Annotated in this window: 19 protein-coding genes and 1 pseudogene; 7 read left to right on the top strand and 13 right to left on the bottom strand. The window is 60.2% G+C overall.

Annotated features, from left to right (window positions below):
- Positions 1-16: 16 nt before the first annotated feature.
- Positions 17-376, bottom strand: coding sequence for a hypothetical protein (locus tag AC04SF_RS07730; RefSeq protein ID WP_488477246.1), 360 nt, complete (start codon positions 374-376; stop codon positions 17-19).
- Positions 369-1,184 (bottom strand): hypothetical protein, encoded by an 816-nt coding sequence (locus tag AC04SF_RS07725; protein WP_488477245.1) that lies wholly within the window; start codon positions 1,182-1,184, stop codon positions 369-371. The genes AC04SF_RS07730 and AC04SF_RS07725 overlap by 8 nt, the downstream gene beginning before the upstream one ends.
- Positions 1,185-1,892: 708 nt before the next feature.
- Here AC04SF_RS07725 and AC04SF_RS07720 point away from each other — a divergent pair.
- A complete protein-coding gene (locus AC04SF_RS07720; protein ID WP_488477244.1) occupies positions 1,893-2,672 on the top strand; it encodes a hypothetical protein in 780 nt (259 codons plus the stop codon).
- A 165-nt stretch (positions 2,673-2,837) separates the two neighbouring features.
- Here AC04SF_RS07720 and AC04SF_RS07715 read toward each other — a convergent pair whose 3' ends face one another.
- Positions 2,838-2,981: a hypothetical protein gene (locus tag AC04SF_RS07715; RefSeq protein ID WP_488477243.1), complete on the bottom strand. Its 144-nt coding sequence runs from the start codon at positions 2,979-2,981 to the stop codon at positions 2,838-2,840.
- 230 nt (positions 2,982-3,211) lie between these two features.
- On the opposite strand from AC04SF_RS07715, the gene AC04SF_RS07710 reads away from it, so the two are divergent.
- From AC04SF_RS07710 to AC04SF_RS07685, 6 genes and pseudogenes are all read left to right on the top strand, one after another.
- Entirely contained in the window at positions 3,212-3,652 is a 441-nt protein-coding gene (locus tag AC04SF_RS07710) for a VOC family protein (protein ID WP_488477242.1), read from the top strand.
- A gap of 262 nt (positions 3,653-3,914) precedes the next feature.
- On the top strand, positions 3,915-4,439 hold the full coding sequence (locus tag AC04SF_RS07705; RefSeq protein ID WP_488477241.1) for a hypothetical protein: 525 nt from the start codon (positions 3,915-3,917) through the stop codon (positions 4,437-4,439).
- A 14-nt stretch (positions 4,440-4,453) separates the two neighbouring features.
- Positions 4,454-4,867 carry a phage holin family protein gene (locus AC04SF_RS07700; protein ID WP_488477240.1) on the top strand — a complete coding sequence of 138 codons (414 nt, stop codon included), beginning with the start codon at positions 4,454-4,456 and terminating at the stop codon, positions 4,865-4,867.
- A complete protein-coding gene (locus AC04SF_RS07695; protein ID WP_488477239.1) occupies positions 4,848-5,513 on the top strand; it encodes a hypothetical protein in 666 nt (221 codons plus the stop codon). Before AC04SF_RS07700 ends, AC04SF_RS07695 begins: the two co-directional genes overlap by 20 nt.
- A gap of 163 nt (positions 5,514-5,676) precedes the next feature.
- Positions 5,677-6,626 (top strand): annotated as a pseudogene (locus AC04SF_RS07690) (DMT family transporter).
- Positions 6,627-6,765: 139 nt separating this feature from the next.
- Positions 6,766-7,263 carry a hypothetical protein gene (locus AC04SF_RS07685; RefSeq protein ID WP_488477238.1) on the top strand — a complete coding sequence of 166 codons (498 nt, stop codon included), beginning with the start codon at positions 6,766-6,768 and terminating at the stop codon, positions 7,261-7,263.
- Positions 7,264-7,300: 37 nt separating this feature from the next.
- Here the strand turns inward: AC04SF_RS07685 and AC04SF_RS07680 are convergent, their stop codons facing one another.
- The 10 genes from AC04SF_RS07680 to AC04SF_RS07635 form a co-directional block, all read right to left on the bottom strand.
- On the bottom strand, positions 7,301-7,705 hold the full coding sequence (locus AC04SF_RS07680) for a hypothetical protein (protein WP_488477237.1): 405 nt from the start codon (positions 7,703-7,705) through the stop codon (positions 7,301-7,303).
- Positions 7,706-7,932: 227 nt separating this feature from the next.
- Positions 7,933-8,661, bottom strand: coding sequence for a class I SAM-dependent methyltransferase (locus AC04SF_RS07675; RefSeq protein ID WP_488477236.1), 729 nt, complete (start codon positions 8,659-8,661; stop codon positions 7,933-7,935).
- Between the two features lie 57 nt (positions 8,662-8,718).
- Positions 8,719-9,474, bottom strand: a complete 756-nt coding sequence (locus AC04SF_RS07670; protein ID WP_488477235.1) for a glycosyltransferase family 25 protein — start codon at positions 9,472-9,474, stop codon at positions 8,719-8,721.
- 214 nt (positions 9,475-9,688) lie between these two features.
- Positions 9,689-9,838, bottom strand: coding sequence for a hypothetical protein (locus AC04SF_RS07665; RefSeq protein WP_013894378.1), 150 nt, complete (start codon positions 9,836-9,838; stop codon positions 9,689-9,691).
- Positions 9,839-9,862: 24 nt separating this feature from the next.
- A complete protein-coding gene (locus AC04SF_RS07660) occupies positions 9,863-10,186 on the bottom strand; it encodes a DUF2934 domain-containing protein (protein WP_488477234.1) in 324 nt (107 codons plus the stop codon).
- Between the two features lie 107 nt (positions 10,187-10,293).
- Positions 10,294-10,899 (bottom strand): BA14K family protein, encoded by a 606-nt coding sequence (locus AC04SF_RS07655; RefSeq protein ID WP_488477233.1) that lies wholly within the window; start codon positions 10,897-10,899, stop codon positions 10,294-10,296.
- Positions 10,900-10,976: 77 nt separating this feature from the next.
- A complete protein-coding gene (locus AC04SF_RS07650) occupies positions 10,977-11,498 on the bottom strand; it encodes a DoxX family protein (protein WP_488477232.1) in 522 nt (173 codons plus the stop codon).
- A gap of 260 nt (positions 11,499-11,758) precedes the next feature.
- On the bottom strand, positions 11,759-12,238 hold the full coding sequence (locus AC04SF_RS07645) for a tetratricopeptide repeat protein (RefSeq protein ID WP_488477231.1): 480 nt from the start codon (positions 12,236-12,238) through the stop codon (positions 11,759-11,761).
- A 31-nt stretch (positions 12,239-12,269) separates the two neighbouring features.
- Complete coding sequence (locus AC04SF_RS07640) at positions 12,270-13,241, bottom strand: MBL fold metallo-hydrolase (RefSeq protein ID WP_488477230.1); 972 nt, start codon at positions 13,239-13,241, stop codon at positions 12,270-12,272.
- Between the two features lie 129 nt (positions 13,242-13,370).
- Complete coding sequence (locus AC04SF_RS07635; protein ID WP_202353354.1) at positions 13,371-13,592, bottom strand: DUF680 domain-containing protein; 222 nt, start codon at positions 13,590-13,592, stop codon at positions 13,371-13,373.
- Between the last annotated feature and the right edge of the window lie 40 nt (positions 13,593-13,632).

Raw genomic sequence — 13,632 nt, 5'->3', positions numbered from 1 at the left:
GGATAATTCTATCGATTTAAGCGTACCTTTTCGCTGCCTGCCGCTCACGATGACAACGGTCGTGGATCAATTCGGTGTTCTCGGCGGTGTAGCCGTCCGCAGCGTTAAATCGGTCCAGTTCGGAATATGCAAGGGGCAAATCTTCACGACAATGCGCGCACTTGTGGTCCTGCAAGGCCCACTTCTTCCGCTTTAGCGCCCGACGCTGCATTGGCTTCTTGCGCTCGTCGTAGACAAGTTCCTTTGCAACCTTGCGGCGGTAAGCGAAGAGCAGCTCGGGATCGTCGCCGGCCAACACACGCAAGGCTGAGCGAACCTCAGTGAGCACTACATTGGCCTTTTCTCGCTCCTCAGCTGTGAGCCGGCGGTTAGGCATTTTTAACATCCGCCGATGGCAGAAAGATCGAATACTCCTGCCCTTCAGGCAGCGTTTTAGACATCTCTCCCCGCTTTCCGGCGAGGCATGTTGTTATGAAGCCAACGCCGAACTGAGCGACGCAACCCATGAAGTCTTCTTTGTCCTTGTAGCCGAAGCGGTATCCAAACCGTCGACCGTAATCCTTTATGTTGCCACGTCCGCCAACTGCCTGGTCGGGGAAGGCACGATTCACGTAGTCGGAGAAGACTTTGGCGGCTGGATGCCGAGAATGTATGGTTGCCGTCCAAATAAAGTGTTCCGTTGTCAGGGTACGTCCCGTTTCGCGATAATAGACGGCGCACGCGAGCTTCCGCCCAATCGTCACCTGTGCAGCCATAAATTCATCCGACAATACGGCCAGTGGCAGCTCAGACAGGTCCGTGCCCTCTGGTAGCTCGATGCCCATCTGCTTCAGCCCCTGTGCTTTATCGGAGTTGCTGAGTCTTAGGTCTGGCATAGCACTTTTATAATTGTTGCGTATTCCGTCCTGCAGCTTCCAAATCGACTGAAGATCCTTCGTGACGACGTTCGGGTCTCCGAGTTGCATGTAATAGCCGAAGACCTGATCATCCTTCTTGGAGGAGCCATTGCAACTTTCGCAGGCAGGGAACTCGAAGCCTTCCGGAAAGAAGCCTTTGGGAAAACATGCTTGCGGCGGCACGTGGTCGATCGTAGTCGCTGGTGTCAACCCTCCGCAAAAACAGCACAGTGGATGCTCGATGAGAAGCCGCTGATACCGGCTCTGTTTGCGCTTTGCTTCCCCCACGCTTCCCCCACCTAACACAATCTTCTCGCGCTTCTTACAATCTCGCTGGTCGCCCGGTCAGATCGATGGTGAGCTCGAGAGATCCAATAGGCCCAGCCCGTCACGCAGGCCAGGATACTAGCGGACTATCTGCTTTTGGGAATTGCACGGTTAAACTCAACGTCTGGAATGCGGTGCCTTGCTGAGCGGACTGGCAACCTTCGAGGTTCGGATTTCAATAACGTACCTTTTCGCCGAGGCGGCAACCGACGTGACCTGGCCTCGAGCCTTGCGACAAGTTGAAGGCAAACCTATATAGGCGACGACGAATTCAGGTCTCAGCATGCGTGACCTTGGGAATATCTGTCACAGATGTCGTTGCGTGGTCGTTCATCGTCTGGCTCTGCATAGAGGTTATTCTCAACGCAGTTCCGATGATGGAGATGAAGATGAACGCAGCCGTTAGGTTTGGTTTGGAGACGCTCGCAGCACTGCGGGGCCTGGAAGGGTGAGCGGCCACGCTAATCGGCATTTGAGCACGGATGGAACCAAGGTTAGCTGAGAGATGCTGCAAGAGCGGGTAGACCCGCTCCCCCGCACCAATTCAAAGGCCTCGGCTACGCCGGGGCCTTTTCCGTAGCTACTGGTGAAAACTCTAAAGTTCGTCACGCATAAGGTTCACTGCGCATGCAGCGTTTGCTGAGAGGATAAGCAAAGAGGATAAGCAAGATGGCCAATGAACACGACGAGGATTTCGACAATGAATATAACGAAAGTCCGGAATACCCAGCATTCGATGACATAGATTGGAACGCCTTTCGGCATGCGTTACGCTCCCTCGGGCTTTTCGACGACATGTTCCTGACCATGCAAGCAAACAACCTGGCGATGGTCGACCAGTTTATTTCCGGAATAGAGCAAGAGGTTCTAGAGGAGGATATCGAGGGTCGGGACTACGGTCGCCTGATGTTTTTGAACGCGCAAACCCAGATGTGGATTTTCAGCGTTTACGAACTTCTTCGGACATGGCGTGCGCGGGTGAAGGAAGCGATCAAGCTCCATGACAACGGGGGACTGAAACTTAGGATTGACGCGTTGCGACTGGAAAAGGGCTTCATCCACACCAACAAACTATCTCGCGCCGATCAGCTTGAAAGGGTGTTGAAGAATCCCGCCGTCGTCGACCGCCTACGCGAAGATCTCCGCCTGACTCATATTCTGTTCGGGCAAATTGAGTTTTTGCGGGTGTCGATGGCAAAACATGAAGTCAGTGGTAAAGCTAAATCCGTTGCGTTCTCGCCCGGCTACGGCCGCGTGAACATGTGGACGGGTTCGCTCGATTACCAACTCGAAAGCGGTCAAGTCATTCTCGGCACGCTGAACCGCCGTCAGATTGCGGATGGGATTCGAGCTTTCGTAGACCGCTCCGAAATTCCGGATGACAATGCAATTGCAGCCTTTGACGAGTTCATGAAAGCGGGTGACGCCCCGGATGAGACATCTTCGTGAAAGACTTGTCCACAACAACGTAAATGGGGCGACGGCTTTCGGGAAGATCCGTCGTTCCGGAACGTCGCATATGAGGCGCAAAGCTAGCGGGATTAAAATTAAACCGGTCACGCAAGCCTGTGGTGGATCGCCATCGCGACCCGTCAAAGGCAGACATCACCCCCCTCACCGCCGCTTGAAATACTGCACCTCCCACTCATGCTTCTCCGCCGCTTCCCGCGTCGCGCCGAGGTTCCGCCGCTTCCCGGTCTTCTCATCCTTCTTGCGCGAATAAAGCTGGTATTTTCCGTCCTTGAGTTTGCGGATCATCTCGCTCTCCCTCGCTAGGATTAGCCCGGTCAGGATTTCCGCCTGGTCTTGAGGCCGCGCGCGGCCTGCTCCGTCGCGGTGCGGTCTGTGCCCAGGCCTGCGCCTCGTCGCCCGATATGCCGCTGCGCCTACGCTTTAAAAAAGTTGAGATGCGGTGTCGGATCGGCGGGCGGTCAACCGTCTTAAAGCAGGAGCCTGGACTGGCATCTCAACAACAAAAGGTACAATCGATGAGCAAGAAGATTTTCGTGAGCCTGCCGGTGAGCGACGTGAAGGCATCCATGGCGTTCTATGAAGCGCTCGGGTTCAAGAACAATCCCGGCTTTACCAGTGAGACGGCCGCGGGGATGGTGTGGAGCGACCACATCAATTTCATGCTGCTCAGCCATGAAAAATGGCAGACCATGACCACGCGCCCCATCCCGCCATCAACCTCCAGCGAGGTCATGCTGGCGCTGTCCCTGGACAGCCGCGAGGCGGTCGATGCGATGGCCGCAGCTGCTGCCGCGAATGGTGGCACCGCCGACATCAATCCGATCGAAGATCATGGCTTCATGTATACACGCGACCTCGCAGATCCCGATGGCCACGCCGTGGGCGCGATGTGGATGGATTTTTCCGCAATGCCTTCCGGCGACAAGGCGGAGGAGAGGCGCAGCTTGCAGTCTTAGAGAATTGGAGTGTGGCTAAGCACCAGCTGCGTTCGCACCACGACAAGCTGATTGGACAGGGGCCGAGAGCCGACCCTCCGCTTTAGGCGTACTGTTTGAGATTGCAGCGCCAGGCGCACTTCGTTGCGTGTTCTGGCAGGGTATCCTGCCACACGTCGCTTATCTGTGCCGAGATTCCGATCAGCTCAGGGATTTTTGCCAGCTGCCGGAACCGCTTGTTGATGGCGAAGTTCAACTCCTATCAACACAGGAGTGACTCACCGTGAACACCTTAAACACAGACGACCTTTCGGGATCAGGAATCGCCAACGAGAATGGCTGGCAGGGCAATGCGGGCACTGAACGTGCCGGCGACAGCAAGGAAGCGCTCGGCAAGTTGAAGACGAGTGCGGCAGAAACCGCTTCGCATCTGAAAAATGCCGCGGCTTCGGTGTCGAGCGATGCCAAGGACTATGCCGGGTCTGTGGCATCCAATGCCGCCGGCGCCTTCAAGGAGGCTGTCGAGTCCAACAAGACCGCAGGCGCCGATGCGATCGCCAACATCGCCCACTCCGTGAAGGATGCGGCCGACGGCATCGAGAAGCAATCGCCTCAGGTTGCAAGCATGGTGCGCAATGCTGCCGAAGGCGTCGAGCGGATCTCGACCGATATCAGGGACCGCAATGTCGGCGAATTGCTCGATTCCGTCACCAAGTTCGCGCAACGCCAGCCGGCAGCCTTTTTCGGCGTCGGCATCCTCGCCGGCGTGGTGCTGACGCGGATCATGCGAAGCTCCGATCGGTCCTGAGAAGGATCACGCGCATGGATGATGGAATGGATCACCGGCCCTTTGGGAGTGTGCTCAGCGAAGCGGTAAGCCAATTCGCGTCGCTGATGCGCCTCGATCTTCGTCTGCTTGAAGCGGAAATGCGGGCCAAGACCACGACGATCGTTTCGTCGGGCGCATGCGGCGTGGCTGCCGCAATGTTCTTTGTCCTGGCGGCATTCGCGCTGGTCCAGTTCGTCATCCTTGCGATGATCCATTTCGGGATCGGCGCGATGTTTGCGTGCCTGATCGTCGGCGCCGCTTTGATCGCCGCAGGCATGCTATCTCTTCATTTGGCCAGGCGCGCGCTGATCGGATGGACCATCACGCCCGTAGAAACCGTCAACCAGGTGCGGACAGACCTCGCAGCCTTGAAGCAGGGGATACGCTATGGCTCAACCCAGCAATGAGATCCGGGATATCCTGGTGCAAAGCCGCGCTGAACGGCAAGCGCTGTTTGGGCCGGTCAGCGAGGTGAGCCGCAGGCTCCAACCCAGGCATGTGGTGCAAGCCTCCACTCACTACGCCAAACAGAAGGTGATGGGGGTCCTTGGTGGCGTCTCGGATGCCGTCAAGGAGAATGGCGGCACTGCGGCCGCTGTGGCCCTGGGTGCCGTTGCTGTCTTCGATGCCGGCAGGAGAAGCGCTGGCGGCAATGTCGCCGCCGGAAGTGCGGGCGCGGACATTGAAACACTTACCAGCGGCGGGCATGCCGATGCTGGACCAAGCCGTTACCACGCACTTCCGCGAAGTGCCGTGTCAAACCTCGAGCGAGCGAAGGTCATAGCCGGCTCCGCAGGAGGGCTATTTCTCGGCCATCTCATCGGCCGGGCATTTCAGCCAACAGCCAAAGAGCAGGCGCTGTTCGGCAAGGCCGCCGACGAAGTCCGGGACGTGGCGGCTAGATTCGTCAGTGAGCATAAGCGCGGCGCTAAACTTGCGGCGGCGGAGTCCTTTGGCTTTGCGCGGTATAGCGCCGCCTTCTTGGCTGTCTTGGCGTTGGCGAGCGATTATTTCGTGCGTAATGAAGAGGTGCGCGAGCCGCCCGACGCGTGATTGCCGGACAGCGTCAGGCGCACTTCTTGCGCCAGCCACCGCGACGCCAAGCCGGAACGCCTGCGAGCGCAGATTTCCCTCCCTTTCAAAACGGATGCACGACCCAACGACGCAGGCTATATTGCCCCGTCGGGCCGACGTCATCCAAGGGGGAGGACATGACATGCAGGCAATGCCGATAGCGCATCAAGCCGCGCAACCCGCGGCCGGCCCCATATCCTCCCTGGCCGGCTATCCGGCCGCCGTCCTGTGCTGGCTGCTATCGGCGGGTGTCTATATCGCGGCCAAATGGGTGGCGCCTGAAATGCCGCCCTGGGGCCTCTGCTTCTGGCGGCTGACGCTTGCCTGCGCCATCCTGCTGCCGATCGTGCACCGTCATCACGACGCGATGATCGGGCTTTTGCGAACGCGCGCCGTGGAGGTCGTCGCCGTCGGGGCGATCGGCCTGACGCTCTGCCAGGGCATGATCTACCATGGCCTCAACCACACCGACGCCACCACGGCCGGCATCATCATGGCGCTGTCGCCTGTCATGACGATGGTGCTCGCCCGTTTCGTTCTTGGCGAGCCGCTCGGGCTGTGGAAGTCGCTTGGCGCGCTGCGCTCGCCGGGATGATTTTCATCGTCGCCCACGGGAACCTGACGGCGCTGCTGCAACTCAAGGTCAACGCCGGCGAGCTCTGGATCGTCGGCAGCGCGTTCTGCTGGGGCCTCTACACCGTGCTTTTGCGCCGTGCCAAATTCGGCATCGAACTCCTGCCGATGGTCGTGCTGCTGCTCGGCGCCGGTGCGCTGGTCGCCTTGCCTTTCCATGTGTGGGAATTGTTCAACGACGAACGCTCCGCCATGAACGTCCACAGCCTTCTGGCACTCGCCTATCTGGCAGGTCCCGGCGGCGCCCTGATGTACTATCTCTACAACAAAAGCGTGGAAACGCTGGGCGCGAGCCGGGCAAGCATGCTGCTCTACCTGCAGACAGTGTTCGTCGCCATCCTCGCCTACCTGCTGCTCGGCGAGGGCTTGCACGATTACGATCTGGTCGGTGCGGCCTTCATCGTCGCCGGCATCGTGCTCGCCACCGTGGTCAGGCCAGCTCAGCCACACGTGGCGTAGAAATCTTGACGGCAGATCCCGGACCTATCCCCCAAAAGCCCTGCCGATCGGCTGCCTCGCCCCGTGGAGTTCGAGAACACACCCATGCTAGCCTGCGCCTCCATCGAGCCGCCTGAAGCGCGGACCTGAGGGGCAAGTCATGTTGGATCAATGGAGCAATTTCTTCGTCATGGTGGGCGGCGGCGCGGCAGGGCTTGCCGGGTTGATCTTCGTCGCGATCTCGATCAATCCCGAACGCATTGTCCGCAACACGACGCACAAGAACCGGGCCATCAACATGCTGTCGGGCTTCAGCGCGATTTTCATGGCATGCAGCCTTGCGCTTCTGGGCGGTCAATATCTTCCGGCACTCGGCTTCGAATGGCTTTTCCTCTGGGGCATCGCAACATTCATATTCGTCAGAGGGTATGTTGTAGCCATTGCGGCGGGGATGAGTTCCATCGGCTTGACCGGGCCGCGGCTGGCGGGCGGCACGCTGTGCTACCTGGCCGAGGTTGCCGGCGCGATTTTGCTTATTCTCGGGCGCGGCGTTGGCCTTTACATCGCGGCCCTTGGAACCATCGTCCTGTTCGCCTTCCTGATTTCAGGCGCATGGCTCCTCATCACCGGCATCTATGAAGAGCCGGCCGAGGGATGAGTTGCGGATGGCCGGTCTCCCGAACCGGACAATCGGTTCACTCAGATATGTTGGGCACCCGCCAGCGTGGCGTCCCCACAATCTGCCCACCCTTTGCGGCTTTGAAATAGGTCGCCGCGAGATCCTCGTCACACATCGAGGACAAGTATATCTGGATCGACCCACCATCCTGGGTGACCGGGTAGCGTTCGCCGCATGCATCGAGGCGCTTTTCATACAGGCGCATTTGCTTGCGGGTCAGTCGATCGAAGAATCCAGCCTTGCACTTGTCGATCACGTCCTCCGACATGAATTCGTCGCCGCTCGATCCCCAGGCGCAGGCCTGGTGCAACTTGTGAGCTGCCAGGCAACCGGGGGCGGCCTGAATGTCCTGCTCCAATTGCGCACCTTCCGGGCACTGCGCGTCCTCAGCGGCCGCGGGAGCGACCAACAGAAGCCCCATCAGGATTGCGTACCTGGTCCGCATATCGAATTCCCCGGCGGCCTCTCTCCAGATCGGTTAGCGTCGGTCGCAGCTTAGCCGAATGGACGCAAACGGGAAAGATTGTCGCTTCCGTCGGTGTTCCGCGAGCCAGGATTTCACAGGCCTGCGGCTGCGGCAGCGCGACCGACGCCTTGCGCTGCCATCGACCTGGCGGCGCCGGCGAAATGGTGGCATGTGTTATGCCCTCATTCGCGCGGACTTCGAGTTAGACGTCGCATGAATGATCGAAACTTTGCTTTGAATGTGCGTCGGCGCAACCCGTCAATCATCCTGAGGCGGTCAAGATATAGGTCCGGGTGAACGCAATCGAGCATTGTTGAAGGGCTGCCAAGTCCAAGTTTCTCGGCAGCCTGATCATTGGCCATGATCAGGATGTTCTGTCTGTACCAAAAGGGCAAACTGCTGTCTGACCATATCTTCGGGCGAATGAGATCGAAGGGCTCGTAGCCCTGTTGCTTGAACAGGGCCGACCAATGGCTCTGCCAGGCCTCGTTGATGTGGTGGGTGCCTCCCTGGGAAGGAATGGCGGCTGAGAAAAGAACAACGGGTGCGCTCCGGCAAAGCCATTCGACAGCGCGCACCGAAGCTGGAGCCGAGACATGCTCCAGGACCTCCGTACAAATTGCGAGGTCAAAGCGTCCAAGGTCGGGGATCGAGTCCTCCAAATCCCCCAGCACGAACTCTGCTTCCGAAATGAGCCTCTGTTCCGCGGGCACCCAAGGTCCGTCGATACCATTTACGCGGGCCACCCCCATTTGTTTTGCCGCCAATAGCCATGACCCGGTTGCTGTCCCGAGGTCGACAACGGACTCAGGCTTGAAATATTCAAAGACGTGCCCGAGTATTTCCTTCGCAATTCTGATCTCGCCCGAGCGTTCCCTGAAAAAATCGCTGTCATAGGTGTTCTGGCTCATAATGCAGTCCTAAAAATTCATTCCAAACCTAGTCAAACTTGTTGGGGAGTTTCGGGGCTATGCAACGTTCGCTGCCAGCGGGAAGCGTAGCGGCACGACGTCGACCTTCTCGGTGGCGAAAAAGCTTCTGTTTCGAAAATGCCCGAAAATGCGAGTCGACTCTGCCCGGATCCTTTCGATGACGCGTTTGTTTCTGGCGGGCGGCGACCTGGATTGAATTAAGGTCGCAGGCCCGCCGTTTTCCGAAACGAAATGCGCTTGCGTGCAGAGCGCGGGCATCAACTGATAGGTCGCGTTACGCGCGGTCGTCATCTCGGTTGGATTGAAGAGTGCGAAATCGACCGCCGCTTTGAGACGATTCGTGCCCTTGAGCAGTTTTTGGGCGGCGTCCTTCGAAATCAGATAGCCGCACGAGCCCATGTGCCGTCCGGCCAGTCTCCTGACCGAGTATCCATTTTGAGCGGAAACATCCCGGCTCCCGATCCTCACCCGTACGAAGAATGTTTCGAGCTTGACCACATCCGCGTCTCTCGGGATCCAGCTGACATCGGACAGCATCGGTCCGGCGTCGTGGCTGAAAACAACGTCGTCCTCGAAGACAGCGCCATACCGATCGGGGCCGTCCGCGATGCTCTGCCAGCAGAGACGGTGGCTAAGAAAGCAGCAGACTTCCGCCCCGGTCAGTGGGAGCGCGGTAAAAGGAGCCCCACGTGCCGCATCGATACCGGCAACACGTTCAAAAGGAATTCCAATACGGGAAAATTCTGCCGTAACGTCAGCGAGCCGATCAACTGATCGGTCAAGATTGATCATAAAACACTTCACTGACACCCCCCCAGGCCCTAAAGCAAAATTAGCGATATCTACTTTATGCCCGCCTAGGCAGGAAGTTCATCGTTAGTTCTTATCGCCCCTCTCTTCTCTATAGGGATGCTCCAAGCGGCAGTCAACTTTCCGTGAGCACCAAATGATCGCAGCCGCTGGGCCAAAGCTCGCAAGCTTAGCGCCATCGCGACCGTCAGAGCCCTCAATGCCGCTTGAAATACTGCACCTCCCGCTCATGCTTCTCGGCCGCTTCACGCGTCTCGAACGTCCCCAGATTCCGCCGTTTACCGGTCTTCTCATCCTTCTTGCGCGAATAAAGCCGGTATTTTCCGTCCTTGAGTTTGCGGATCATCTCGCTCTCCCTTGCCAGGATCGATCAGGATTTCCCCCTGGCCTTCAGGCTGCGCGCTGCCTGCTCCACCGCCGCGCGGTCGCTGCCCAGGCGGTCGAGCAGCGCCTGCGCTTCGTCGCCCGAAATGCCGGTGCGCATGGCCAGTTGCTCGACCTCCAGCACATCGGTGCTGGCGATCTCGCGGGTCTCAGGCAGTGCGTCGTCGGCCGTCAGCGGCAGTGCGGCTTCCCGGTCGATCTCCATTTCGGCCTGGTGCCAATGCCGCTCGTGGTCGCCATCAGCGCCGCCTTCGCGTTGCCATATGGCGTAGGCGCGGTCTCGGATCTTGTCGTTGCGGTCGTCGGTCATGTCGGTTTCTCCCTTGTGTGAGGGATGAACGCCGGGCCGGTGGAATTGATCCAAAAATATTGCGTGATCGAAATGGCCAGGCGCGCGATTTGAAGCAGCCCCCGCCCCTACTCGCACTGGCGCCTCGGCCCACCGGAATAGGGCTGATAGCTGTTGTCCTCGGGACGGTAGGAGCGGTAGCGGCTGAAGCAGGACTGGACGTGGTCGTCCGAAAGATCGGCCGACGCAACCAGGGGCGCGGCGCCCTCGACATAGCTGACTTCGGCGGGCGCGGCCCGGTCGGCGGCGGCAGTGGTGTCGAGGTAGGGCGACACGCAGGGGCGCTGCTGTCCGCTATAGGACATGTAGCTGTTGTCGTCGGGATTGTAGGAGCGGTAGCGGTCCGCGCACCAGCTGACATGGGCGGCCGGCAGCCTGGCCTGCTGCGCGCCGGCATCGGGCGCCACCGCGACTGTATTGGTCGGCTCGGGCGACTGCACCCTGGCGGCGGCATCGGGGGCGGCGGGCTGCGCGGCGGCCACGCGCTCCAGCCCCGGCGCGGCCTTGTCCACGGGCTGTGCGTCCTTGGTCCACAACTGCGAGACACTGTCGGCGGGCCTGGCCTGATGCGCGGGCTTGGCGACAATCAGCCAAGCGGCGAAAGCCAGCCCGCTGGCAAAGACCGCAAGGGTAAGGACAAAGCCTGCGACCAGTGCCAAAACCGCTTTCATCACACACTCCTTGAGCCCCTGCTAATAGAATGCGGAGCGTCGGGACTGGTTCCAGCGGGCGAGCGTTTGGCGAAGGTGCCTCAAACCGGCAACCGCACATCCACCGAGAACTCGTTCTCCACCGCCAGCAATGCCTTGACCATCTCCTTGTCGCGCTCACGCTTTTGCAGGGTGCGGGCCAGCAGCCAGTCCAGCGACAGCCTGCCGGCGCCGACGGCGGCCAGCACGAACATGCCGCCTGAAATGGCCAGATCCTTTTCGAAATGCAGCAGCTCGTTCTGGCTGGAGAGGTTGGTGTGGAACAACAAGGCGGTGGCCAGGCAGAACAGGCCGAGCCCGATGCCGCCCAGCCGCGTCAGCAAGCCTGATGCGACGGAAAACCCTGCCCCCAGTTGCAGCGCGATGGTGGCGATGAACAGCGGCAGGCCGACGCCAAGTGCTGCCATCGCTTTGGCGGCGGCGTCGAAATGGGTGGCCAGCGTCACGCCCTCATGCAGGAAGATGAAGGACATAAGCAGGCGGCCGGCAAGCAGGGTCACGTCCCTGATGTGGTATTTCGTGGCGAGGCCGGTGAGCTTCGCGGCGACGTCGTTCGGTGTCATGGGGTCAGCCTCCATTTTTTAGCATGAGGCAAGCGCCGCCCGCCGTAGGCGCGCGGGAACGGCGCTTGCCTGACGTGATGTTCGAAAAGGCCGGAGCCGGCTCGAGGGAGAGGCGCCGGCTCCGGCAATGGGCGCCAGCCACGAGCGCCCAAACTGGGATTGGCGTGAGGGGTTAGGTCAGTGCCAGGCCCCCACTCCGTCTCGGCTTCGCCGAGCCACCTCTCCCCCACGTTCGTGGGGGAGAGGAAAGGCGCTTGGGTCTACTGCGTCACCTTGGTGTCGATGGCTTTCTGCAGGTCGGACAGCTCGTCGCAGCCGGCGGGGCAGAGTTTCTGCAGCGAGGCCAGCTGCGCCTTGGCCTTGTCCATGTCGCCGGTCTCGACATAGAGCTCGCCCAGATATTCGCGGGCGGCCTTGTGGTCGGGCTTCAGCTCCAGCGCCTTGTTGTAGTAGGTCAGCGCGGTGGTGACGTCGCCGGTCTTGCGCAGCGTGAAGCCGAGCAGGTTGTAGACGTCGGCCTGCTGATTGTCCTGCGCGAGGTCTCGCAGTTCGGCCAGCGCGCCCTTGTAGTCCTTGGCGGCGATCTTGGCCTGGACGGCGGTGAGGTCGGGCGCGTCCGCGCCCTCTATGTCATCCACCGCATAGGCCGGCATGATCGTCGCGACGGGAACGACGGTCAGCACGGCAACGGCACCGAGCAGGCCGAACAGGGCGTTTCTGCCCAAAAGGGACTGTTTCATTGTCTTTCTCGCTTGGTTTGGGTTGCCGCGTTCAAACCTGAACCGGCGTGAAGCCATAGGCATTGCCGTCCTTGACGAAGACGCCGGTGCCCGGGAACGGGAAGTGCGAACCGGAAATGCGGATGTTGTCCGCGATCACCCGGTCGATGAGCTTGTGGCGCGTGGTGATCGCGGTCGGCCCATCCTGGTCGTAGGCGCCCTGCCATTCCGGATGCGGAGCCAGAAGTGCGGGCACATACATGGTGTCGGCCGAGATCATCAGTTGCTCCTTGCCGGAATTGGCGAGGTAGACCGAATGGCCGGGCGTATGGCCGGGGGCCGCGATGATCTGGATGCCGGGCGTGACTTCCGCACCGTCCTGAACCAGCTTCCAGTTCTTCCATTTCGGAAAGTTCTCGGCGATGCGCTTGCCTGCCGGCTTGCGGCCCTCGGGCAGTTTGGCCAGCCGGCTGGGGTCGGTCCACCAATTGTATTCGGTGGCGTTGACGATGAGCTCGGCATTGGGGAACACCGGCGTGTTGGTGCCCTTCTCCATCAGGCCCCAGACGTGGTCGGGATGGAAATGCGAGATCATGATGGTGTCGATCGCCTTGTAGTCGATGCCGGCGGCGGCCATGTTGGCCGGCAGGTGCGTGGCATTGGCCTGCCATTGGCCGACGCCCGAGCCGGCATCCATCATGATCAGTTTTCCACCCATCTTGAGCACGACGACGGTGAGCGGAATGGGCATGAAGTCGGTGGTCAGCCCGGCCTTGGCGAGTGCTGCCTTGGTCTCGTCGACCGAGACATCCTTGATGAAGGCCGGGTCGTGCGGCTTCTTCCAGATGCCGTCATAGATGGCGGTGACCTCGATGTCGCCGACCGTATATTTGTAGAAGCCGACGGTCGGCTCCACCGGTGTCTCTGCGAAAGCAGGGCGGGTGAACTCAAGCTTGCCGGCAAGGCCGAAAGCGGCGGCGGCGGCGGCGGATTGAAGCACTGTGCGGCGTGTCATGCTGAACATTGTGTGGTCTCCTGTGGGTTGCGGTGGCGTCAAGAAATCGCGGAAGGAGCGACGGAGGGCCACGCCACATGGCCCTCCGTCCTGATCGCGGACCGGGTCGGGACCTCGAGGCTGTCCCAACCCCTGAACTCAGTTGCCCCAGATGCCCTGGCCTGGTTCGTCCGCATCAGTTTTGGTCGTTGCCTGCATGCCGTGCCGAACCATGTCCGGCTTGCGGATCGAGGCGGTGTAGGTGTTGTCGACGGAGGCGGCCGCCGGATTGACGGTGCGGTCGCCAAAATGATCGCTGCCGGCGAAGGCGCTGGTGGTGGCCACGAGGATGGCGGCGGCGGTGAGAGCGATGTTTTTCATATCGATGGCTCCTGTTGTTGAGCGATTGCTTGAAGGCGCG

The organism is Mesorhizobium sp. CNPSo 4671 (assembly GCF_057784245.1).
Note: the sequence above shows the minus strand (reverse complement) of the source record. Positions and strands in the feature narration are given on the sequence as shown.

Excerpts from the sequence above, each read along its gene's own strand:
- AC04SF_RS07640 (WP_488477230.1), bottom strand. The coding sequence starts at position 13,241 with ATGTTCAGCATGACACGCCGCACAGTGCTTCAATCCGCCGCCGCCGCC.
- AC04SF_RS07695 (WP_488477239.1), top strand. The coding sequence starts at position 4,848 with ATGGCTCAACCCAGCAATGAGATCCGGGATATCCTGGTGCAAAGCCGC.
- AC04SF_RS07680 (WP_488477237.1), bottom strand. The coding sequence starts at position 7,705 with ATGGGGCTTCTGTTGGTCGCTCCCGCGGCCGCTGAGGACGCGCAGTGC.
- AC04SF_RS07660 (WP_488477234.1), bottom strand. The coding sequence starts at position 10,186 with ATGACCGACGACCGCAACGACAAGATCCGAGACCGCGCCTACGCCATA.
- AC04SF_RS07715 (WP_488477243.1), bottom strand. The coding sequence starts at position 2,981 with ATGATCCGCAAACTCAAGGACGGAAAATACCAGCTTTATTCGCGCAAG.
- AC04SF_RS07670 (WP_488477235.1), bottom strand. The coding sequence starts at position 9,474 with ATGATCAATCTTGACCGATCAGTTGATCGGCTCGCTGACGTTACGGCA.
- AC04SF_RS07675 (WP_488477236.1), bottom strand. The coding sequence starts at position 8,661 with ATGAGCCAGAACACCTATGACAGCGATTTTTTCAGGGAACGCTCGGGC.
- AC04SF_RS07700 (WP_488477240.1), top strand. The coding sequence starts at position 4,454 with ATGGATGATGGAATGGATCACCGGCCCTTTGGGAGTGTGCTCAGCGAA.
- AC04SF_RS07720 (WP_488477244.1), top strand. The coding sequence starts at position 1,893 with ATGGCCAATGAACACGACGAGGATTTCGACAATGAATATAACGAAAGT.
- AC04SF_RS07710 (WP_488477242.1), top strand. The coding sequence starts at position 3,212 with ATGAGCAAGAAGATTTTCGTGAGCCTGCCGGTGAGCGACGTGAAGGCA.
- AC04SF_RS07685 (WP_488477238.1), top strand. The coding sequence starts at position 6,766 with ATGTTGGATCAATGGAGCAATTTCTTCGTCATGGTGGGCGGCGGCGCG.
- AC04SF_RS07645 (WP_488477231.1), bottom strand. The coding sequence starts at position 12,238 with ATGAAACAGTCCCTTTTGGGCAGAAACGCCCTGTTCGGCCTGCTCGGT.
- AC04SF_RS07635 (WP_202353354.1), bottom strand. The coding sequence starts at position 13,592 with ATGAAAAACATCGCTCTCACCGCCGCCGCCATCCTCGTGGCCACCACC.
- AC04SF_RS07730 (WP_488477246.1), bottom strand. The coding sequence starts at position 376 with ATGCCTAACCGCCGGCTCACAGCTGAGGAGCGAGAAAAGGCCAATGTA.
- AC04SF_RS07665 (WP_013894378.1), bottom strand. The coding sequence starts at position 9,838 with ATGATCCGCAAACTCAAGGACGGAAAATACCGGCTTTATTCGCGCAAG.
- AC04SF_RS07650 (WP_488477232.1), bottom strand. The coding sequence starts at position 11,498 with ATGACACCGAACGACGTCGCCGCGAAGCTCACCGGCCTCGCCACGAAA.